At 58.1% G+C, this 21,940-nt stretch carries 13 protein-coding genes, 2 tRNA genes, 3 rRNA genes and 1 riboswitch; of the genes, 12 read left to right on the top strand and 6 right to left on the bottom strand.

Annotated features, from left to right (window positions below; translation table 11 throughout):
- Positions 1 to 2 precede the first annotated feature (2 nt).
- The 5 genes from FG13_RS23685 to cobT form a co-directional block, all read right to left on the bottom strand.
- Positions 3 to 1,028, bottom strand: a complete 1,026-nt coding sequence (locus tag FG13_RS23685; protein ID WP_035824910.1) for a FecCD family ABC transporter permease — start codon at positions 1,026 to 1,028, stop codon at positions 3 to 5.
- An 88-nt stretch (positions 1,029 to 1,116) separates the two neighbouring features.
- The gene (locus tag FG13_RS23690; protein WP_327062509.1) at positions 1,117 to 3,099 is read right to left on the bottom strand and encodes a TonB-dependent receptor domain-containing protein; all 1,983 of its coding nucleotides are present in this window, start codon (positions 3,097 to 3,099) and stop codon (positions 1,117 to 1,119) included.
- A 10-nt stretch (positions 3,100 to 3,109) separates the two neighbouring features.
- A riboswitch (cobalamin riboswitch) is annotated at positions 3,110 to 3,351 on the bottom strand.
- 44 nt (positions 3,352 to 3,395) lie between these two features.
- Positions 3,396 to 3,950, bottom strand: coding sequence for a histidine phosphatase family protein (locus FG13_RS23695; RefSeq protein ID WP_035824915.1), 555 nt, complete (start codon positions 3,948 to 3,950; stop codon positions 3,396 to 3,398).
- A 6-nt stretch (positions 3,951 to 3,956) separates the two neighbouring features.
- A complete protein-coding gene (locus FG13_RS23700; protein ID WP_035824917.1) occupies positions 3,957 to 4,763 on the bottom strand; it encodes an adenosylcobinamide-GDP ribazoletransferase in 807 nt (268 codons plus the stop codon).
- A 4-nt stretch (positions 4,764 to 4,767) separates the two neighbouring features.
- Positions 4,768 to 5,808, bottom strand: a complete 1,041-nt coding sequence (gene cobT / locus FG13_RS23705) for a nicotinate-nucleotide--dimethylbenzimidazole phosphoribosyltransferase (protein WP_035824924.1) — start codon at positions 5,806 to 5,808, stop codon at positions 4,768 to 4,770.
- A gap of 491 nt (positions 5,809 to 6,299) precedes the next feature.
- Between cobT and FG13_RS23710 the strand changes: the two genes are divergently transcribed.
- The 7 genes from FG13_RS23710 (at position 6,300) to FG13_RS23740 (ending at position 13,021) form a co-directional block, all read left to right on the top strand.
- Positions 6,300 to 7,830, top strand: a 16S ribosomal RNA gene (locus FG13_RS23710).
- A 98-nt stretch (positions 7,831 to 7,928) separates the two neighbouring features.
- Positions 7,929 to 8,005, top strand: a tRNA-Ile gene (locus tag FG13_RS23715).
- 19 nt (positions 8,006 to 8,024) lie between these two features.
- Positions 8,025 to 8,100 (top strand) — tRNA-Ala (locus FG13_RS23720).
- A 249-nt stretch (positions 8,101 to 8,349) separates the two neighbouring features.
- A 23S ribosomal RNA gene (locus tag FG13_RS23725) occupies positions 8,350 to 11,225 on the top strand.
- Between the two features lie 137 nt (positions 11,226 to 11,362).
- A 5S ribosomal RNA gene (gene rrf, locus FG13_RS23730) occupies positions 11,363 to 11,475 on the top strand.
- Together the 16S, 23S and 5S rRNA genes with 2 tRNA genes alongside form the textbook arrangement of a ribosomal RNA operon.
- Before the next feature lie 211 nt (positions 11,476 to 11,686).
- Positions 11,687 to 12,172 (top strand): cytochrome c-550 PedF, encoded by a 486-nt coding sequence (pedF, locus tag FG13_RS23735; protein WP_035824926.1) that lies wholly within the window; start codon positions 11,687 to 11,689, stop codon positions 12,170 to 12,172.
- Between the two features lie 15 nt (positions 12,173 to 12,187).
- Entirely contained in the window at positions 12,188 to 13,021 is an 834-nt protein-coding gene (locus FG13_RS23740) for a substrate-binding periplasmic protein (RefSeq protein WP_035824928.1), read from the top strand.
- A 54-nt stretch (positions 13,022 to 13,075) separates the two neighbouring features.
- Here FG13_RS23740 and FG13_RS23745 read toward each other — a convergent pair whose 3' ends face one another.
- Positions 13,076 to 15,214, bottom strand: coding sequence for a TonB-dependent receptor family protein (locus FG13_RS23745; RefSeq protein WP_035824930.1), 2,139 nt, complete (start codon positions 15,212 to 15,214; stop codon positions 13,076 to 13,078).
- 204 nt (positions 15,215 to 15,418) lie between these two features.
- On the opposite strand from FG13_RS23745, the gene FG13_RS23750 reads away from it, so the two are divergent.
- From FG13_RS23750 to FG13_RS23770, 5 genes are all read left to right on the top strand, one after another.
- On the top strand, positions 15,419 to 16,375 hold the full coding sequence (locus tag FG13_RS23750) for a beta-propeller fold lactonase family protein (protein WP_081922691.1): 957 nt from the start codon (positions 15,419 to 15,421) through the stop codon (positions 16,373 to 16,375).
- Positions 16,376 to 16,626: 251 nt separating this feature from the next.
- A complete protein-coding gene (gene adh, locus FG13_RS23755) occupies positions 16,627 to 18,147 on the top strand; it encodes an aldehyde dehydrogenase (protein WP_035824933.1) in 1,521 nt (506 codons plus the stop codon).
- Positions 18,148 to 18,201: 54 nt separating this feature from the next.
- Entirely contained in the window at positions 18,202 to 18,591 is a 390-nt protein-coding gene (locus FG13_RS23760) for a DUF779 domain-containing protein (RefSeq protein WP_034756816.1), read from the top strand.
- A 51-nt stretch (positions 18,592 to 18,642) separates the two neighbouring features.
- Entirely contained in the window at positions 18,643 to 20,388 is a 1,746-nt protein-coding gene (locus tag FG13_RS23765) for a PQQ-dependent methanol/ethanol family dehydrogenase (RefSeq protein ID WP_268747031.1), read from the top strand.
- Positions 20,389 to 20,696: 308 nt separating this feature from the next.
- On the top strand, positions 20,697 to 21,857 hold the full coding sequence (locus FG13_RS23770; RefSeq protein WP_051959389.1) for a porin: 1,161 nt from the start codon (positions 20,697 to 20,699) through the stop codon (positions 21,855 to 21,857).
- Positions 21,858 to 21,940: the final 83 nt, after the last annotated feature.

A 21,940-nucleotide genomic window follows, 5' to 3' on the forward strand; every position in this document is an offset into this window, starting at 1 on the left:
TTTCATCCCCTGCGCAAGCGGTGCAATTGGTACAGGAAGACGGGCGCACCTATCATGGCCGTGACCACGCCGACTGGCAACTGCAACGGTGCCAGCACGGTGCGCGCCAGGGTATCGGCCAGCACGAGGAAGGTGCCGCCGGCCAGCGCGGCGGCCGGTATCAGCAGGCGATGATCGGGTCCGCAGGCAAAGCGCAGCGCATGCGGCACGATCAGGCCGACGAAGCCCACGCTGCCGGCGCTGGTGACGGCGCTGGCCGTGAGCAGGCCGGAGCAGAAGAACAGGCCCTTGCGCAGCGCCCCCACGCGCACGCCCAGGGTGCTGGCCGCTTCCGCATGCAGCGCCATGACGTTCAGCGAGCGCGCGCAGCGCAAGGCGAAGACCAGGGCGCCGGCCAGGACCAGCCATGGCATCAGCCGTGCAGGTGCGCCGGACAGATCGCCGATCATCCAGAACACCATGCTGCGCAAGCGGCTTTCCGGGGCGATGGACAGCATCAGGGTGACGATGGCCATGCAGGCCGAGGCCAGGATCACGCCCGTCAGCAGCAAAAGCGAGGCGCCTCCTTCGGCCGCCATGCCGCCGCGCAGGTCGCGCCGGGCAAAAAAGTACAGCAGCATCGATACGCCGACGGCGCCGGCAAAGGCGGCCGCATCGACCACCCACAGCGCGCACATGAACAGCAATGCGGCCAGTGCGCCGACGGAGGCGCCGGCGGAAATGCCCAGCACGTACGGGTCGGCCAGGGGATTGCGCAGCAGCGCCTGCATCATGACGCCGGCCAGCGACAGCGCCGCGCCGGTGACAAAGGCGGTCAGCGCGCGGCCCAGGCGCAGGTCAAGCAGGGTGGCGGCGAGAGTGTCGGTCTTGCCCTGCACGACATGGAGCAGGGCGGAAGGCAGGTCGGCGAGCGGGATCGCGATCGAACCGATCATGCCGGAGAAAATCAAGCTGGCAATCGCGCACACGATCAGCACCGTGAGGATCACGGTGGCGCGGTGGCGCATATTGCGGAAAAATGGGTGCATGTACTGCCTTAAAAACGGGGACTGCAGAACTGCATCTGCGGGCGACGGCGGCATGCCATCGCCCGCAGCTTACATCATTACTACATGATTATTTTGAGCCGTAACGCAGTCCGACGAAGAAGTTGGAGCCAGCGGTATTGTAGTTACGTGCCAGTTCATACTTCTTGTCAGTGATATTGTTCCAGCGTGCCAGCACCGACCAGTCACGTGCCACTTGATAGGTCGCGAACAGGTTGACGAGACCATAACCGCCGAGAGTGGTTTGGTTGGCTGCATCTTCAAAACGCTTGCCCGACAATTGCCATTCGGCGCCCGTGTTCAGTTGACCGATGCTGTAGTCAGCTGCAAAGTTGGCGTGACGCTTGGCGCGGCGCACCAGCGATTTTTCCAGGGTTTGATCACGCGGATCTTGCAGGTCGATATTGCCGCTGAGGCCAAAGTCGCCAAACTTACGGCGGCCGGTCAGGGTGATGCCTTCCAGCAGTGCCTTGTTGACGTTGTAAGCGCAGCCGAACGGATGCGTGGCCACTTCAACCGGGCAGGTATTCGCATAAATCAGCAAGTCAGTCACGCGATTGTGATAGTACACGGCGCTCAGCTGCGTCTTGCCATCATCGTAGCGCAGGCCAACTTCCGCATTGCGGCCTTTTTCCGGACGGTTGCTGGCGATGCCGTAGCCTGGGTAATACAGTTCATTGTAGGTAGGCTGGCGGAAGCTGGTGCCATAGCTGGCAGTGGCGCGCAAGGCATTGTTGATCTGGTAGCCATAACCAAGGCTGCCAGTGTTGGTCGAACCGGTTTCCGACATTTTGTCGCGGCGCAGGCTGGCACTGAGCATGTGCTGGTCGCGCTGCATGGTGTAGGAGCCAGCCAGCGACTTGGTGTCGCGGGAGCGATTCAAGATCGGCTCGCTGCTGGAGACGACTTCTTCCTTACGGTAGCTGGCGAGCAATTGCAGCGTGTCGATGCCGATGGCGATGTCATTTTGCCAGTCGAAAGTCGATTGCTTGGTTTCCAGAGAACTCTTGCCGGCCGCGCCCGCAGAGGTGTCCTCGTTGGCCTTGTCGCGTGCTTCGGCAACTTGTACCTTGCTGTGCCAGCCTTGCACGAATTCATTGTTCATGAATACGCCGATGTTTTTCAGTTTTTGATTGCTGCGCGTATCGTAGCCAGGGCCCCTATCGTACTGGGCTTCAAGTTTGCTGTTCATGAACACCAGGCCCAAGTCGTGCCCCTTGGCCAACTGGAAGCCTACCTGGCCCGTGACGCTTTTCTTGTCGTAGCCGTCTTTGTCTGCGTTATAAGAGGAATTACCTGGTTTGATGGCCGAAAAGCCGTCGCTTTTTTCCTTGCTGACGTTTAGCGAGTAGCTCAGGCTATTGTAGCCACCGGTTGCACCCGAAACGCTGGCGTCATATTGACGCGTGGCATCGCTGCCAAAGCCGACCGACGCGCCAACCACGGGCGCGCCGCTACCCTTTTTGGTGAAAATCTGGATGACGCCGCCGATGGCATCGGCGCCGTACAGGGTACTCAATGGACCGTAGACTATCTCGATGCGGTCGATATTGGCCAGTGGAACCGGGCTCCAGTTGGCGGTGCCCAGGGTCGAGGAACCGATGCGGATGCCGTCCACCAGAACGATATTCTGGGTGCCGTTCGCGCCACGGATGTATACCGACGACGCCGTACCTGCGCCGCCATTGCGGACGACTTCAATGCCACGCTGTTTTTGCAGTAACTCGGTGACCGAGCCTGCGCCCGAACGGGCGATATCTTCGCTGGTGATGATGGCCGTATTGGCCAGCAGCTCGCTGGTTTTTTGCGGGGTGCGGGTTGCGGTGACGATCACCGGATCGAATGTGTTTGACGTGGTCTGGGCGAAAGCGGCAGGCGCGGCAATGGCTAGCGCGAGCGACGTGAGCGCCGCGTGGCGGGAAACAGCATGGGTCATGATAGTTTTCAGTAAGTAATATGCAACCAGCCGACGTCCCCGTAGGCCAGATTGAACAGAAGTGGGAACTGAAGATGACGATCGAAGATGGCCATGGGCCATTCGGATCGCGAACATCCCCGTTCGCACACTTCCACCTGTCCTGGCCGGTATCCGGGCTGGCAAGTACCGCTATCCCACCTTCCCATGCTCGATGATTGCAAGCACAGTGGTTGTCAGAGATAGCTTGTCGCCCGCTTCCTGTTGCGAGGGGGGACACTTGCTTACCGTTGCGGGGGCAGCACACGTTCGCCGCGGTTGCGGCATCGTGTTTCCCGTTTAACTGCGCTCATGGACATGAACGCGGGCACCAAAACCCCGCCATTATACGTGCAGCAGGCGTGGACTGAAATGGCTGGCTGGACGATTCGATATCAGAAATCGACGACGACCGTCGCACCGTAGGCGATTTTATGGGCGGAACGGGCGGCCAGCAGAGCCGCTTCCTCCAATGGCAGCCGGGCTTGCAGTGCCGACAGCAGGCGGATGGTGCCAGCATGGCAGATGAGGATGGCCGTTTCGTGTTGTTCGCGCAACAGATCGCCTAAAAACGCATCGACACGGGTGGCCATCGCCAGCACATTCTCGCCTCCACCGGGGCGGTACCAGGCCAGGTCGGCCGCCCAGGCATCGATGTCCGCGCGCGCAATCGCGTGCCAGGGCTGCATTTCCCACGCACCGAAATCCATCTCGGCCAGCCGCGCGTCAAGGCGCAGGGCGCTGGAAGGCAGGTCTTGCGCCAAGGCTGTCGCCAGGTTGGCGCAGCGGCGCAGCGGACTGGCGTAGAGCGGCACGCCGGCCGGCAAAGTCGCTTGCAGGCTGGCGCGCACCGTGGCCATTTCGTGCGGCGCCACCGCTACGTCGCTGCGGCCATAGCAGGTGCCGCTGGTTACCTGCGGCGTGGGGTGGCGAACGAGGATCAGGCGCATGCTTGTTTAGTAGAAGCGCAATGGAGGTTGAAAGCTGGACAGGATGGCCAGGTAAATCGCCACTTCCGCCACCTGCTGCACGGCGCCCAGGCAGTCGCCCGTGTAGCCTTGCAGGCGGCGCTGGCATTTGCGGCCCAGCCAGAATGCGGCAGCTGCCGCCGCCACGACGGCAAAGACCAGCGTGGCCCAGTCAAATATGCCCAGCAGGCCGCAGGCGATGGCGGGCAGCAGGCCGCAGAGGGTGGCGATGATGAATTCTCCCGTCGTCATCTCCTGTGCCATCGGCTTGGCCTTGCCTTCGTCGCGTGCGTAGTCCATGAGCCAGATCAGCGACACGGCGGCCAGGCGCGAGAGCGGGTGGGCGATGAATAATGTCGCCACCACCTTTGCAGGCGGCAGTGAAGCGAGCGCCGCGCATTTGATCGCCAGCAGGCAGAGGATGCCGATGGCGCCATACGCGCCGATGCGCGAATCCTTCATGATTTCCAGCACCCGCTCGCGCGTCATGCCACCGCCGAAACCGTCGCACATGTCGGCAAAACCGTCTTCATGGAAGGCGCCCGTCAGGTAGATGCCGGCGGCGACGGCCAGCAGCACGGCCACCGCCGAAGGCAGGAGCCAGCTGGCCACCAGATACACGGCGCCACTGATGGCCGCCACCACCACGCCGACCAGTGGAAAGTAGCGCGAGGCGTGCTGCAGCCAGGCCGGCTCGAAACCCACCCAGCGCGGTATCGGCAGGCGCGTGAAGAACTGCAGCGCGATGAAGAACAATCGGCACTGGTGGACTGCGGCGGAAACGGGATTAGTCATCGTCTTAGTCTGGCGTGGACTTTTCGCTGACCTGGGCCGAGGCAAACGTCGCCATCTCGCGCATGAAGTTGACGGCCGCGTGCAGCAGCGGCAAGGCCAGCGCCGAACCCGTGCCTTCACCGAGGCGCAAATCGAGGTGCAGCAGCGGACGCGCGCCCAGGCTGGCCAGCAACTGGCGATGGCCGTTTTCATCGGAGCAGTGCGAAAACACGCAGTAATCGAGGATGGCCGGCTGCAGCCGGGCCGCCACCAGCAGGGCGCTGCTGACGATGAAGCCGTCGATCAGCAGAATCATGCGCCGTTCGGCTGCCTTGAGCATGGCGCCGGCCATCATGGCGATTTCGAAGCCGCCAAAGGTGGCCAGCACGTCGAGCGGCTCATTGAGTGCCGCGTGATGGGCCGCGGCCGCTTCGATCACTCGTTGTTTATGCAACACGCCATCTTTCGACAGGCCGGTGCCGGCGCCCACGCAATCGGCGACGGGCGTGCCCGTCAGCTTGTGCATCAGTGCCGCGGCAGCGGTGGTGTTGCCGATACCCATTTCGCCAAAGCCCAGCACATTGCCATCCAGGGTGGCGACCAGGTCCATGCCCGCCTGCATGGCGGCCAGGCATTGTTCCTGGCTCATGGCAGGTTCCTGGGCGAAGTTGCGGGTGCCGGGGGCTTGCTTGCGGTCAAGCAAGCCGTCGCGCGGGCCGAAATCATGGTTCACGCCAGCGTCTACTATATAGAGGGCGCAATCGGCCTGGCGGGCGAAGACATTGATGGCGGCGCCGTTGCCGAGGAAGTTCTCCACCATTTGCCAGGTCACGCTTTGCGGATAGGCGGAAATGCCTTCGGCGACGACGCCATGGTCGGCCGCAAAAACGATGATGGCAGGCTGGTGCAATGCCAGTTGCGTGTCTTGCTGGATCAGCCCGATCTGATGGGCCAGGGTTTCCAGCATGCCGAGGCTGCCCAGCGGCTTGGTCTTGCTATTGATGGCGTGTTCGAGTGCGCTGGCCAGGGCGGGATTGGCGGTAGAGGTAATGTGTGGGATAGGCATGGGAATCTATATGGATGAGGCAGGGTATGGTCGGCACTACGATATCACACAGCAATATTTGCCCAGATGCAAATTAGCGCTTGCGGGGAGTTCGGGCCAGGGCTATAATTCGCCCCCTCGCTGAACGACGCATGCAAATGTCGAGTGAAACGAGAGAAAAGAAGGAGTTGACGGATTTAGCGAAATGCTTCATACTCTTCCTTCTTCGCAGCTGACAAACACAACGCTTTGTCGATAGCGCGAAAGCAGTAACCGAATACAGTTCTTTAACAATTAACAGTCGATAAGTGTGGGCATTTGATGTAAGTGCAGCGTCAATCTTCGGATTGGTGTCTAACTTAAAATATCAAATGTTCACAAGAAATAATGAAATAGGCGCTACGAAAGTAGTGGCCTGTCAGTTTTTTGAGTGAGCAAATCTTTTGCAATGCAAAAGATTTGGATGGTAGTGATACTGTCCGACCTGTCAGAAATGACATTAAACAGAGATTAAACTGAAGAGTTTGATCCTGGCTCAGATTGAACGCTGGCGGCATGCCTTACACATGCAAGTCGAACGGCAGCACGGAGCTTGCTCTGGTGGCGAGTGGCGAACGGGTGAGTAATATATCGGAACGTACCCTAGAGTGGGGGATAACGTAGCGAAAGTTACGCTAATACCGCATACGATCTAAGGATGAAAGTGGGGGATCGCAAGACCTCATGCTCGTGGAGCGGCCGATATCTGATTAGCTAGTTGGTAGGGTAAAAGCCTACCAAGGCATCGATCAGTAGCTGGTCTGAGAGGACGACCAGCCACACTGGAACTGAGACACGGTCCAGACTCCTACGGGAGGCAGCAGTGGGGAATTTTGGACAATGGGCGAAAGCCTGATCCAGCAATGCCGCGTGAGTGAAGAAGGCCTTCGGGTTGTAAAGCTCTTTTGTCAGGGAAGAAACGGTGAGAGCTAATATCTCTTGTTAATGACGGTACCTGAAGAATAAGCACCGGCTAACTACGTGCCAGCAGCCGCGGTAATACGTAGGGTGCAAGCGTTAATCGGAATTACTGGGCGTAAAGCGTGCGCAGGCGGTTTTGTAAGTCTGATGTGAAATCCCCGGGCTCAACCTGGGAATTGCATTGGAGACTGCAAGGCTAGAATCTGGCAGAGGGGGGTAGAATTCCACGTGTAGCAGTGAAATGCGTAGATATGTGGAGGAACACCGATGGCGAAGGCAGCCCCCTGGGTCAAGATTGACGCTCATGCACGAAAGCGTGGGGAGCAAACAGGATTAGATACCCTGGTAGTCCACGCCCTAAACGATGTCTACTAGTTGTCGGGTCTTAATTGACTTGGTAACGCAGCTAACGCGTGAAGTAGACCGCCTGGGGAGTACGGTCGCAAGATTAAAACTCAAAGGAATTGACGGGGACCCGCACAAGCGGTGGATGATGTGGATTAATTCGATGCAACGCGAAAAACCTTACCTACCCTTGACATGGCTGGAATCCTCGAGAGATTGAGGAGTGCTCGAAAGAGAACCAGTACACAGGTGCTGCATGGCTGTCGTCAGCTCGTGTCGTGAGATGTTGGGTTAAGTCCCGCAACGAGCGCAACCCTTGTCATTAGTTGCTACGAAAGGGCACTCTAATGAGACTGCCGGTGACAAACCGGAGGAAGGTGGGGATGACGTCAAGTCCTCATGGCCCTTATGGGTAGGGCTTCACACGTCATACAATGGTACATACAGAGCGCCGCCAACCCGCGAGGGGGAGCTAATCGCAGAAAGTGTATCGTAGTCCGGATTGTAGTCTGCAACTCGACTGCATGAAGTTGGAATCGCTAGTAATCGCGGATCAGCATGTCGCGGTGAATACGTTCCCGGGTCTTGTACACACCGCCCGTCACACCATGGGAGCGGGTTTTACCAGAAGTAGGTAGCTTAACCGTAAGGAGGGCGCTTACCACGGTAGGATTCGTGACTGGGGTGAAGTCGTAACAAGGTAGCCGTATCGGAAGGTGCGGCTGGATCACCTCCTTTCTAGAGTTTGCACGAATCAGTAATGATTCACGCATCAAATGTTCACACTTATCGGCTGTTAAATGAAGAAGAAACAGTAGTCGTAGTAGTTCCGCGTTGGGGCTGTAGCTCAGCTGGTTAGAGCACCGTGTTGATAACGCGGGGGTCGTTGGTTCGAGTCCAACCAGCCCTACCAGCTAATTAGTAGTATCTCAGGGGGATTAGCTCAGCTGGGAGAGCACCTGCTTTGCAAGCAGGGGGTCGTCGGTTCGATCCCGTCATCCTCCACCACGTTTTACTCGAAAGTGCAAACGTAAGCCGGTCAATAAGACTTGGGTTTAGGTTTGATCTTTTAGCGATCAAAGCTGTTTCGTTCTTTAACAATCTGGAAGAAGTAAAGATTATTTATTGATCGGTTTGCCGTAAAAAGCGAATCGATGGGTAATGATTGTATGTATCAACAAACAAGCAACAACGTTGTACTTTCTTATCCCTGTAGCGCTCTTTCATTATGCAAATGATGAGAGGCTAACGTTATAGGGACAAGCGAATAAGTGCACATGGTGGATGCCTTGGCGATTACAGGCGATGAAGGACGTAGTAGCTTGCGATAAGCTGCGGGGAGTGAGCAAACACACTTTGATCCGCAGATTTCCGAATGGGGCAACCCACCCTTTTAGGGTATTGCATACTGAATACATAGGTATGCAAGGCGAACGCGGCGAACTGAAACATCTAAGTAGCTGCAGGAAAAGAAATCAACCGAGATTCCCAAAGTAGCGGCGAGCGAAATGGGAAGAGCCTGTACGTGATAGTCGGACCGATAACAGAATCCTCTGGAAATAGGAGCCATAGTGGGTGATAGCCCCGTATGTGAAATCGGACCGGTGATACTAAGCGTACGACAAGTAGGGCGGGACACGTGACATCCTGTCTGAATATGGGGGGACCATCCTCCAAGGCTAAATACTCGTAATCGACCGATAGTGAACCAGTACCGTGAGGGAAAGGCGAAAAGAACCCCGGAAGGGGAGTGAAATAGATCCTGAAACCGTGTGCATACAAACAGTAGGAGCGGACTTGTTCCGTGACTGCGTACCTTTTGTATAATGGGTCAGCGACTTACATTCAGTGGCAAGGTTAACCGCATAGGGAAGCCGTAGAGAAATCGAGTCCGAATAGGGCGATCAGTCGCTGGGTGTAGACCCGAAACCAAGTGATCTACTCATGGCCAGGATGAAGGTGCGGTAACACGCCCTGGAGGTCCGAACCCACTAATGTTGAAAAATTAGGGGATGAGCTGTGGGTAGGGGTGAAAGGCTAAACAAACTTGGAAATAGCTGGTTCTCTCCGAAAACTATTTAGGTAGTGCCTCAAGTATCACCATCGGGGGTAGAGCACTGTTATGGCTAGGGGGTCATTGCGACTTACCAAACCATTGCAAACTCCGAATACCGATGAGTGCAAGCTTGGGAGACAGACGTCGGGTGCTAACGTCCGGCGTCAAGAGGGAAACAACCCAGACCGCCAGCTAAGGTCCCAAAGATTGGCTAAGTGGAAAACGAAGTGGGAAGGCTAAAACAGTCAGGATGTTGGCTTAGAAGCAGCCATCATTTAAAGAAAGCGTAATAGCTCACTGATCGAGTCGTCCTGCGCGGAAGATGTAACGGGGCTAAGCCAGTCACCGAAGCTGCGGATATCTAGCAATAGATATGGTAGGAGAGCGTTCTGTAAGCCTGCGAAGGTGTCTTGTAAAGGATGCTGGAGGTATCAGAAGTGCGAATGCTGACATGAGTAGCGATAATGGGGGTGAAAAGCCTCCACGCCGTAAGCCCAAGGTTTCCTGTTCAACGTTCATCGGAGCAGGGTGAGTCGGCCCCTAAGGCGAGGCAGAGATGCGTAGCTGATGGGAAGCAGGTTAATATTCCTGCACCGTCGTATGATGCGATGGGGGGACGGATCGCGGAAGGTTGTCCAACTGTTGGAATAGTTGGTTTTTGGCTCATAGAAGGTACTTAGGCAAATCCGGGTACGGAATTCAAGGGGTTGAGACGAGTGAATTTATTCACGAAGCAATCGGAAGTGGTTCCAAGAAAAGCCTCTAAGCTTCAGTCATACGAGACCGTACCGCAAACCGACACAGGTGGGCGAGATGAGTATTCTAAGGCGCTTGAGAGAACTCGGGAGAAGGAACTCGGCAAATTGGTACCGTAACTTCGGGAAAAGGTACGCCCCGGTAGCTTGATTGGTTTACTCCATGAGGGTGAAAGGGTTGCAATAAACTGGTGGCTGCGACTGTTTAATAAAAACACAGCACTCTGCAAACACGAAAGTGGACGTATAGGGTGTGACGCCTGCCCGGTGCTGGAAGATTAAATGATGGGGTGCAAGCTCTTGATTGAAGTCCCAGTAAACGGCGGCCGTAACTATAACGGTCCTAAGGTAGCGAAATTCCTTGTCGGGTAAGTTCCGACCTGCACGAATGGCGTAACGATGGCCACACTGTCTCCTCCCGAGACTCAGCGAAGTTGAAATGTTTGTGATGATGCAATCTACCCGCGGCTAGACGGAAAGACCCCATGAACCTTTACTGTAGCTTTGCATTGGACTTTGAACCAATCTGTGTAGGATAGGTGGGAGGCTTTGAAGCGGGGACGCTAGTTCTCGTGGAGCCAACCTTGAAATACCACCCTGGTTTGTTTGAGGTTCTAACCTTGGTCCGTTATCCGGATCGGGGACAGTGCATGGTAGGCAGTTTGACTGGGGCGGTCTCCTCCTAAAGTGTAACGGAGGAGTTCGAAGGTACGCTAGATACGGTCGGACATCGTGTTGATAGTGCAATGGCATAAGCGTGCTTAACTGCGAGACTGACAAGTCGAGCAGGTACGAAAGTAGGACATAGTGATCCGGTGGTTCTGTATGGAAGGGCCATCGCTCAACGGATAAAAGGTACTCTGGGGATAACAGGCTGATTCCTCCCAAGAGTTCATATCGACGGGGGAGTTTGGCACCTCGATGTCGGCTCATCACATCCTGGGGCTGTAGCCGGTCCCAAGGGTATGGCTGTTCGCCATTTAAAGTGGTACGTGAGCTGGGTTTAAAACGTCGTGAGACAGTTTGGTCCCTATCTGCCGTGGGCGTTGGAAATTTGAAGGGGGCTGCTCCTAGTACGAGAGGACCGGAGTGGACGAACCTCTGGTGTACCGGTTGTCACGCCAGTGGCATTGCCGGGTAGCTAAGTTCGGAAGAGATAACCGCTGAAAGCATCTAAGCGGGAAACTTGCCTTGAGATGAGATTTCCCAGAGCCTTGAGCTCTTTGAAGGGTCGTTCGAGACCAGGACGTTGATAGGCTGGGTGTGGAAGTGCAGTAATGCATTAAGCTAACCAGTACTAATTGCCCGTACGGCTTGTCCCTATAACCTTAGCAGGTACAGAGGATAAGACGGTACAACGTTGCGTGTGTGTTGATACTACTATTCATTACCCAATCTTTGCTTCTTCCAGATTCAGGCTTTGTCGCTCCACTGAGGACAAATGCCAGTACAAGTTATGCCTGATGACCATAGCAAGTTGGTCCCACCCCTTCCCATCCCGAACAGGACCGTGAAACAACTTTGCGCCGATGATAGTGCTGCAACCAGTGTGAAAGTAGGTTATCGTCAGGCTTGTTATTCGAAAAAACCCCTTCCGGTGATCCGGTTGGGGTTTTTTTACGTCTGGTGGTTTTGTCTGGCGCTGTCGGATTACACGTGCGGTGACACAAATACGTGTTGCAGCTGTTCCAAATTGATACATGGGCGGCCGGATGTGGGGCATAAGTGCATGGCATGGCATTTGCTCTTCTTGGGTATTGACTAAAAAACCAAGGAGACCAGCATGACCTATTCCATTCGTACCCTGCTCGGCGTTGCCGCCGCCGGCGCCGTTGCCCTCACTTCCCTGCTGACCTTGCCGCATGCCTATGCGCACGGCAATGTCACGCCGCAAGGCGTCGACACCACCGGCTTGCCCAAGGTGGGCGACAAGTGGCTCGAACAAAATCCGTATCGGGGCAACAAGCTGGCCTTGACGGTCGGCACCTCGGCCTACAACCAGAATTGTGCGCGCTGCCACGGCATCGAAGCCATCTCGGGCGGCATCGCGCCGGATTTGCGCCAGCTGGACCGCGATTGTTTTGGTATCAAGAATGAGACAAAGAAACAGGCTTGCTACAAGGAGACGGACAATTACTACCTGACCACCATCCGCCACGGTAAAGTGCGCAATGGCGCCGTGTACATGCCGCCGTTCGAAGGCGTGTTCAATCAGGAAGCCATGTGGGCCATCAAGACCTATCTGGAAACCCGTAGAGAATCGAACTGATCACGAAGGAGTCCCATGCGTTCATTTCAATTCCGCAGCGCGCGCGCGATGATCTCGCTCGCTTGCCTGGCGCTGTGCGCAGCCGCGCCGGCGCGTGCCGACTGGCAGAAAGTGCGGCAGTCGGGCAGCCTGAAAGTGGCTGTGTACAACGAGTTCGCGCCATTTTCCGACAAGGGTGTTGGCATCGATATCGACATCGCCGAAGCGCTGGCGAAAAAGTTGGGCTTGAAACTGAGCTTGCTGCCATTTCCCGCCGGCGAAAACCTGAACGATGACTTGCGCAATATGGTGTGGAAGGGGCATTACCTCGGTTATGGTCCCGCCGATGTGATGTTGCATGTGCCCGTCGACAAGAAGCTGATGGCGGATAACGACAAGGTCGAAATTTTTGCGCCGTATTACGTGGAAACCGTGCGCCTGGCGCGCAGTGCGCAAGCCGTGCCGCAATTCGACGGCGTCGCTACGCTGGCTGGTAAGCGCATCGGCGTGGAAAAGGTATCGATCGCGGCCATGCTGATGTTGGGCGAAGATAATGGCAAGTACCGCGACGACGTGCGCATTTTCGATACGGCGGCCGAAGCCTTGCAACAATTGCAGGCGGGCAAGCTCGACGCCGTGCTGGCGAACCGTTCGGAAATCGAATCGGTGCTGAAAAGCGATCCCGCTTTCCCCTTGAGCGAAGTGGCGTTCGCCCGCTTGCCGCGCGCGGGCTGGGCCGTGGGCCTGGCCGTCAGCAAGCAACAACTCGACGTGGCCAAGTTGCTACAGGCAGCCATGAACGAGATGGCGGCCAGCGGTGAACTAAAGGCGATCTTTGAAAAATATGGGATGAAGGAAGCGCGGCCGTAACAGTCCATGCTGTATGTGAAGCCCGCACATCGGAAGATGTACGGGCTTTTTGTTTTAGAAACTGTACTGCGCGCTGACACCTAACAACCAGTTGCGTCCCGGCGCCGCTTCATAGTAGCGTTTGTTACTGTCGCCGACGATGACGGAGCCCACGTAGGTCTTGTCGAAAAGATTGTTCAGGCGGGCAAATTCCTTGAAGCGCCAATTCCCCACATTTTGTTTGGCGTTGAAGCGCGCATTGAACACCGTATAGCCGGGCGCCGGTTTTTCGATGTTGCTGTCTTCCGCGTAGACCTGGTTGCTGGCCAGGCTTTCCAGCGCCGCGCCAAAACGGTCGAGCGTGTCTTTCCAGGCCAGTTCCGCGAACAGATTGGCGCTGGGCACGCCCGGCAAGCGGCTGCCTTCGCGCACGCTGCCAAACGCCTGGTCATACACGGCGTGCAGGCTGGTGAGGGCTACTTTTGTCGTGAAGCCATATGGCAAGTTCGAGTCCAGCGACACTTCCATACCCTGACGCAAGGTTTTACCTGCATTGCGATAGCTGGTGCGCCCGCCGCTGGACTTGTCGACCACCAGCTCGTCGTTGGTCTTGATCTGGAACACGGCCGCGTTTACGTGGGTGTTGTTGGCGATTCTGGCCTTGATGCCCGCTTCCAGGTTGGTGCTGGTGGCCGGTTTCAGCTGGTAATTGAAGCCGCCACCGGTGCCCGAGTAAAACAGTTCATTCAAGGTGGGCGCTTCGAAGCCGCGCGCGGCGCTGGCGTAGACGTTGACGTTCGGCGTCAGTTTATACAGCAGACCCAGCACCGGTGTCGTGTGGCTGAACTCCAGGCTGCCGCTGTCGTTGCCATTGCCGAGGAAATGGTCGTCGACCGCCACTTTCATCTTGCTGTAGCGCAAACCTGCGCTGAGCAGCCATGGGCCGCTTTGCCATTCCGCCTGGATATAGGGATCGAGGCTGGAGACGACATTTTGCTCGTCGCGGCGCAGCTTGCCTTTTACGCCAAACGTGTTGCCGATGTAATTTTCATAGCCCGTGCGGTCGTCGCTGGAGCGGCCGTAATCGATGCCGATGGTCGTGCTCAGCTTGCCGCCTGCCAACTGGTTCACGTGCAGCCAGTTGGTGTCGATGCCGTAGAACTCACGCTGGAAGTCGACCACGCCGCCTGAATGGCTGGGCGGTGCCTGGAAGCCTTTGGTAAAAGCCTGGTACTGGATCACGTCGCGGTTGCCGCCATACACCATCACATGCAGGCGGTCGTCGCCGAACGACTGTTCATAGGTGGCGCCGATTTGCTGGTGGTCGATACTCTTGCGCGTGTTGTAGCGCTCGGCCAGGGTGCGCTTCGGGTTCTGCGTGTCGCTCGCATCGGTTTCTCCGGCGCGCGGGTCGCGGGCAAACGTGGCCCAGGTGGCGCCCAGCGGATCTTGTGTGTTGCCCTGATGCAGGCTGTTGGCGACGATGGTCAGCTTGCTGTCCGCCGTCGGCTTGACGGTGATCTTGCCGAACGCCTGTTCGCGCGTGGCGGCGCTGTGGTCGCGGAAACCATCGGTGCGGAAGCGCGAGCCGTCGAGCACGTAGCCGATGCCGCCTGCCTGGCCTTGTGCCGTCAAGTCCACCTTGTTGGTGCCGTAGCTGCCGCCCGTCACATTCAATTCGACGGACGGGGGATTTTGTCCATCTTTGGAAAACAGCTGGATCACGCCGCCCGAATGGTTGCCGTAGATGGCAGAAAACGGTCCGCGCAGCACTTCGATGCGCTCGGCCGTATCGAGGTTGAACGTGGCGGCCTGGCCCTGGCCATCGGGCATGCTGGCGGGAATGCCATCGCTGATCAGCTTGACGCCGCGCACGCCGAAGGCCGAGCGGGCGCCGAAGCCGCGCGACGAGATCTGCAAGTCTTGCGCGAAGTTCTGGCGGTTTTGCACAACCAGCCCTGGCACGGCGGCCAGCGCTTCCGACGCGTTGACGCGGATTTGGCCATCCTGGATGCGGGCGCTGTCGACGACGTCGATCGAGGCCGGCACTTCCTGGCTGGGGTGGGCGATGCGGCTGCCGCTGACGACCACCGTATCCATCAGTTGCCCGTTGGCCAGGTCAGCTGCCTCGGCGGCAAAGACGTGGGGGGCGAGGGTGGCGCTGCCGGCGACAAACAGGCTGGCGATGGTGTTCAGGCGGAAACGATGCTGCATGCGGATTCTCCAATGTGAATAAAAGCCTGCTTTGGTCGCGTGCGCGGCGCAGGTCTGCATAGTTGTATCAAGCAATATGCCTGCCATGTCTCCATTGGTGGGCTGAAATTATACGCGTGTCAGTGGCACGGCGTTTGCATGCAGCAATGTTCAGATGCGCCGATGCCGCGCGCTTTTCCTGTGTTTTGCCATCGAAAGGTGATTATGCCCAACTTCTTCCTGCGCTTGCGCCAAGTTTTCTGGCTGTTGCCTGCGCTCGCCAGCACCGCCGTCCAGGCCGCTCCCTTTGCCTATGTTCCTAATGAAAAATCGGGCACCTTGAGCGTGATCGATACGGCGACCGACCAGGTCGTGCGCCAGATCGCCGCGGGCAAGCGTCCGCGCGGCATCGCCGCCGACCCCAGCGGGCGGCAATTGTTTGTCACGGACGCGGCCAACAGCGCCTTGCTGCTGATCGATAACGCTGGCGAGGCGCCCGTGCGCACGGTGGCGCTGGGCAAGTCGCCGGAAGGTGTCAGTGCCTCGCAAGATGGTAGTCATGTGGCCGTGGCCGTCGAGGAAAACAATAGCGTGGCCTTGCTCGACGGGCATACCGGCAGCTTGCTTGCCGATATCAAGGTGCACGGACGTAACCCGGAACATGCAGTCTTTAGCCCGGATGGGCGCTGGCTGCTGGTCAGCGCGGAAGAGGCCGAGCAAGTCGACGTCATTGATGTGGCACAACGCCGCCAGGTCGCGTCCATTGCCGTGGGCTTGCGCCCGCGCGGCATCGGTTTCAGTCCGGACTCGGGCCGTGCCTACGTGGCGTGCGAACTGGTCAATGCCGTCTACGTCATCGACATGGCCGCGCGCAAGGCCATCGCCACCATTCCTGCGGGCAAGAATGCGAATGGCATCGCCGTCCATCCCGGCGGCAAGCAGGTGTATGTCTCGAACGGTATCGACGGCACGGTGATGGTGATCGACACGGCCAGTCATCAGGTCACGGCCACCATTCCCGTCGGCAAGCGCCCGTGGAATATGGCCATCACGCCCGATGGCGCCAAGCTGTACGTGGCCAATGGCCGCTCGAACAGCGTTTCCGTCATCGACACGGCCAGCGCGCGCAAGGTGGCCGATATTGCCGTGGGCGAATTGCCATGGGGCGTGGTGATTCGCTAGTGGCACAGGCGCAGGTGTTCCAGTCTGGTACACCTGTTCCATTGTGCAGCGGCTCAAGCCCGGGCATGCGCTGAAAAGCGGGCCGGTATTGACACCGCGCCCTTGCAACAAGGGTAAAACCGGCTAAGTTTGTAGTGGGATGGCGAGCTGGCACGGCATTTGCGGAAGACTCCGTGTACTCACCCCATCTGTACCAGGACGTTTGACTTTAATTAAGTAATTCCATTCTAATTAACCCGATAGAGGACGACATGAATCTCGCAGATATCAGCAAACTGGGCGTAGCCAATCCCTTCAAACAACGCTATGACAATTACATCGGCGGTCAGTTCGTTGCCCCAGTAAAAGGTGAATACTTTCCCAACATCACGCCGATCACCGGCTTGCCGTTTTGCGAAATCGCCCGCTCCACGGCGGAGGACGTCGAGCTGGCCTTGGACGCCGCGCATGCCGCCAAGGATGCCTGGGGCAAGACCTCGCCTGCCGAGCGCGCCAATATCCTGAACCGCATCGCCGACCGCATCGAGCAGAACTTGAGCCTGATCGCCACGGCGGAAACCATTGACAACGGCAAGCCGATCCGCGAAACGATGAATGCCGACATTCCGCTGGCCATCGACCATTTCCGTTATTTTGCCGGCTGCATCCGCGCGCAGGAAGGTTCCGTCGCGCAAATCGATGCGGAAACCTATGCCTACCACTACCACGAGCCGCTCGGTGTCGTGGGTCAGATCATTCCATGGAATTTCCCGATCCTGATGGCCGTGTGGAAACTGGCGCCAGCCCTGGCTGCTGGCAATTGCGTGGTACTCAAGCCGGCCGAGCAGACGCCAGCGTCCATCATGGTGTTGATCGAGCTGATCGGCGACCTGCTGCCGCCGGGCGTGTTGAACATCATCAATGGTTTCGGCCTGGAAGCGGGCAAGCCGCTGGCGTCGAGCAAGCGCATCGCCAAGATCGCCTTTACGGGCGAAACGGGCACGGGTCGTTTGATCATGGGTTACGCCGCGCAAAACCTGATTCCCGTCACCCTGGAGCTGGGCGGCAAGTCGCCGAACATCTTCTTTGAAGACGTGATGGATGCGGACGACGAGTATTTCGACAAGTGCCTGGAAGGCTTCACCATGTTCGCGCTGAACCAGGGCGAAGTATGCACCTGCCCGTCGCGCGTGCTGATCCAGGAATCGATCTACGAGAAATTCATCGAACGCGCCCTGAAGCGCGTGGCGGCCATCAAGCAGGGCAACCCGCTTGACTCGTCCACCATGATCGGTGCGCAGGCGTCGCAGGAGCAGCTGGAAAAAATCCTGTCCTACCTCGACATCGGCCGCCAGGAAGGCGCCGAAGTGCTGGCCGGCGGCGAGCGCAACACGCAGGCGGGCGACCTGGAAGGCGGCTACTACGTGCGTCCGACCGTGTTCAAGGGCAATAACAAGATGCGTATCTTCCAGGAAGAAATCTTCGGGCCCGTCGTGTCCGTCACGACCTTCAAGGATGAGGCCGAAGCGCTGGCGATCGCCAACGACACCTTGTACGGCCTGGGCGCCGGCCTGTGGACGCGTGACGGTTCGCGCGCCTTCCGCATGGGACGCGCCATCCAGGCGGGCCGCGTGTGGACCAATTGCTACCACCTGTATCCGGCCCACGCCGCGTTCGGCGGCTACAAGCAATCGGGTATCGGCCGCGAAAACCACAAGATGATGCTCGATCACTACCAGCAAACGAAGAACTTGCTGGTGAGCTATAGCCCGAAAGCGCTGGGCTTCTTCTAAACCGGTACACGCGCCGCGCTTGTCGTCCGGGCGCGGCGCGCAGAAAGGGATGCCATGAGTGCAGCAATTGCCCGGGTGGTCGCCACCGATGCGGCGCTGGAAATGATGGACAAGTTGCGCCAGCGTCACGGCCCGCTGATGTTTTTCCAGTCGGGCGGTTGCTGCGACGGCAGCGCGCCCATGTGCTACGCGCTGGGCGAGTTCGATGTCAGCGACACCGACATCTATCTCGGCAATTTGAATGGCACACCGTTTTACATGGGACTCGAGCAATTCGAGTACTGGGAGCATACCCAGTTGATTATCGATGTGGTCGATGGCAATGGCGGCATGTTTTCACTCGACAACGGCACGGGCAAGCGCTTTTTGACGCGCTCGCGCCTGTTCACCGATGAAGAGTGCGCGCTGTTGCATGCCCAGCCGCATGAGCACCGCAAGACTTGACACACACACATACTAATAAAACAGAGGGAGATGATTGTGCAGAAAAAAATCATGGGGATACTCGTCGGTTTGGGATTGGCATCCTTGGCCTCATTGGCCCAGGCGGCCGACGTGGGCAATGTCACGAATGCCATGCTCGACAGCACGGCGAAGAATCCGGCCAGTGTCCTGTCGTTTGGCATGGGCACGCAGGGCCAGCGTTATTCGCCGTTGACGCAAATCAATGACAAGACCGTGGCCAAGCTGGTGCCGGCCTGGTCGTTCTCGTTTGGCGGCGAAAAGCAGCGTGGCCAGGAATCGCAGCCGCTGATTCACAACGGCAAGATGTTCGTCACGGCCTCGTATTCGCGCATCTTTGCCGTCGACTTGAAAACGGGCGCCAAGCTGTGGAAATATGAGCATCGCTTGCCGGACGGCATCATGCCATGCTGCGACGTGGTCAACCGCGGTGCGGCCCTGTACGGCAACCTGGTGATTTTCGGCACGCTCGACGCCTACCTGGTGGCGCTGGACCAGAACACGGGCAAGATCGTCTGGAAGGAAAAAGTCGACGATTATGCGGCCGGCTACTCGATGACGGCCGCGCCGCTGATCGCCGAAGGCTTGCTGCTGACGGGCGTGTCGGGCGGGGAATTTGGCATCGTCGGCCGGGTCGAAGCGCGCAATCCGATGACGGGCGACCTCGTGTGGACTCGGCCAACGGTAGAGGGACACATGGGCCACCGCTACGACAAGGATGGCAAGGCCATCGATAACGGCATTTCGGGAACGGTGAACAAGACCTGGCCGGGCGACTTGTGGAAAACGGGCGGCGCCTCGACGTGGATGGGCGGCACTTACGATCCGCAAACCAAGCTCGCGTATTTTGGCACCGGCAACCCGGCGCCATGGAACAGCCATTTGCGTCCCGGCGACAATCTGTACTCGTCGTCCACCGTGGCGCTGGACGTGAAAACGGGACAGATCAAATGGGCGTATCAAAACACGCCGAACGATGCCTGGGATTTCGACGGCGCCAACGAGTTCGTCACCTTCGACATGGATGGCAAGCGCTACGGCGGCAAGGCCGACCGCAACGGTTTCTTTTATGTGATCGACGCCAGCACGGGCAAGCTGCAGAACGCCTTTCCGTTTGTGAAGAAAATCACCTGGGCCAGCAGCATCGACCTGAAGACGGGCCGGCCGAACTACATCGCCGCCGGCCGCCCTGGCGACCCGACCAAGGGAGAGGAGGGCAAGAAGGGCACGACCGTGTTTGCCGCGCCCGCTTTCCTCGGCGCCAAAAACCAGATGCCGATGGCGTACTCGCCGCAAACCAAGCTGTTCTATGTGCCGGCGAACGAATGGGGCATGGATATCTGGAATGAGCCGATCAGCTACAAGAAGGGCGGCGCTTTCCTCGGTGCCGGTTTCACCATCAAGCCCTTGTTTGACGACTACATCGGCGCCATGCGCGCCGTCGATCCGAAGACGGGCAAGATCGTGTGGGAAATCAAGAACAACGCGCCGCTGTGGGGCGGCGTGATGAGCACTGCCGGCAACCTGGTGTTCTACGGCACGCCGGAAGGCTTCCTGAAAGCCGTCGACGCGAAGACGGGCAAGGAACTGTGGAAATTCCAGACGGGCTCCGGCGTCGTGGCGCCGCCCGTCACCTGGCAGGATGGCGACACGCAATATGTAGCCGTCGTTTCCGGCTGGGGCGGCGCGGTGCCGTTGTGGGGCGGCGAAGTGGCGAAGAAAGTCAACTTCCTGGAGCAGGGCGGTTCCGTGTGGGTTTTCAAGCTGGCATCGAAGTAACGGGGTGAAGCATCCGGGCCACTCGGATGGGTGTCTCCCTGTCCGCCGGGTGTTTTCTTTTTGCTGACGGTCCAGGCCGTCAGTTTTTTGTTTACCTGTATGCTCGATACGCCTACTTGTATGCCCGATACGCCTACTTGCGGTCAAAAAATGAACACTATCAGTGGCGATTGATCCGCTGCTGCACACCTTAAATACGCTTTTTCTCTTTCTCCCTCTGAGCCGTGCTGGGCACGCTTATTGCCAAAGCTTGAGGTACATCAATCATTGGTGTGCACACTAAAAACAGAGAAGAAAGAGGAGACGCAATGAACACATGGATCAAGCTGGGGAGCCTGGGTGTCATGACAATCGCAGCGGTGGGACAGGCGCAAGCCGTCGATATCAAGGCCGGCGACTGGACCGTATCGGTAGGCGGCATCGTCAACGCCTATTACACGCAAGTGTCGTGTTCGGGCGATGCGGTGGGCGGGCTGGCGCTGGGCGGCCAGGCGCTCGGTTGCGGCGGCGAGAAGGACCGCACCACCATCGGCAATGGCTTGCTGCCGAACGGCTTGATCACCTCGGCTTCATCGCGGCTGGGCGAGTACGACGTGAAAGCCTTGATCGGGATCTACAACTCGACGGCCACGGACAGCGCCATCAGCCAGAACAGCGTGGTCGACGTACGCCAGGCCTTCTTTACGTTTGGCAATGAACGCATGGGCACCTTCAAGCTGGGCCGCGACTATGGCATTTTCGGCGCAAATGCGATTTTGTCCGACATGACCTTGTTGGGTTCGGGCGCACCGGTGCAGGCGACGCAGCGGGGGCGGGTGACCCTGGGCCATATCGGCGCCGGCTACACGTATCTGGGCAACTATGGCCAGATCATGTACAGCTCGCCGAAGTCGGGCGGCGTTGGCGTTGACGTGGCGCTGGTCAGCCCCGTCTCCGATACGCCCATCGTGGCAGGCTCAACCTATTCTTCGAAGTCGAGTCCGCAAGTGCAGGCGCAGCTGACGTATGCGCAAGAAGGCTTGAAAGCCTGGCTCGGCGTGAAGTCGCAAAAATTCACGTCGAAGACGCCAGGTGTCGATGACCTGACCATGCGCGGCGTGGAAGTGGGCGGCTCGTACCAGATGGGCCCAGCTGGCGTGCTGCTCAACTTCCAGGGCGGCAAAGGGCTCGGTATCTTGTCCGATGCGGACCAGGGCGATACCAAGTCGAAGAACTGGCTGCTGCAAGGCACGTATAAAACGACGGACAAGCTGAAGCTGGGCTTGTCTTACGGCATCAGCAAGAACGACGACAACACGGTGGGCACGGGCGGCTTGAAGTCGAACGCCAACCTGACTCTGGGCGCGTACTACTCGCTCAACAGCGCGATCACCCTGGTGGGCGAGCTGGGCCAGACGCGCTCGAAAGGCTTTGCGGGCGGCGAAGCGAAGATGAATGGCGTGTCCCTGGGCGGCATTATTTTCTTCTAACCAATAAATGCGGCGCCTTGCGACAGGGCGCCGCACGGAGTTTAGTGAATGCGGATACTGCGCTTGTTCATAGCCTGCTGGCT

This window comes from Janthinobacterium sp. RA13, assembly GCF_000745325.1.
Classification (GTDB): Bacteria; Pseudomonadota; Gammaproteobacteria; order Burkholderiales; family Burkholderiaceae_D; genus Janthinobacterium; species Janthinobacterium rivuli.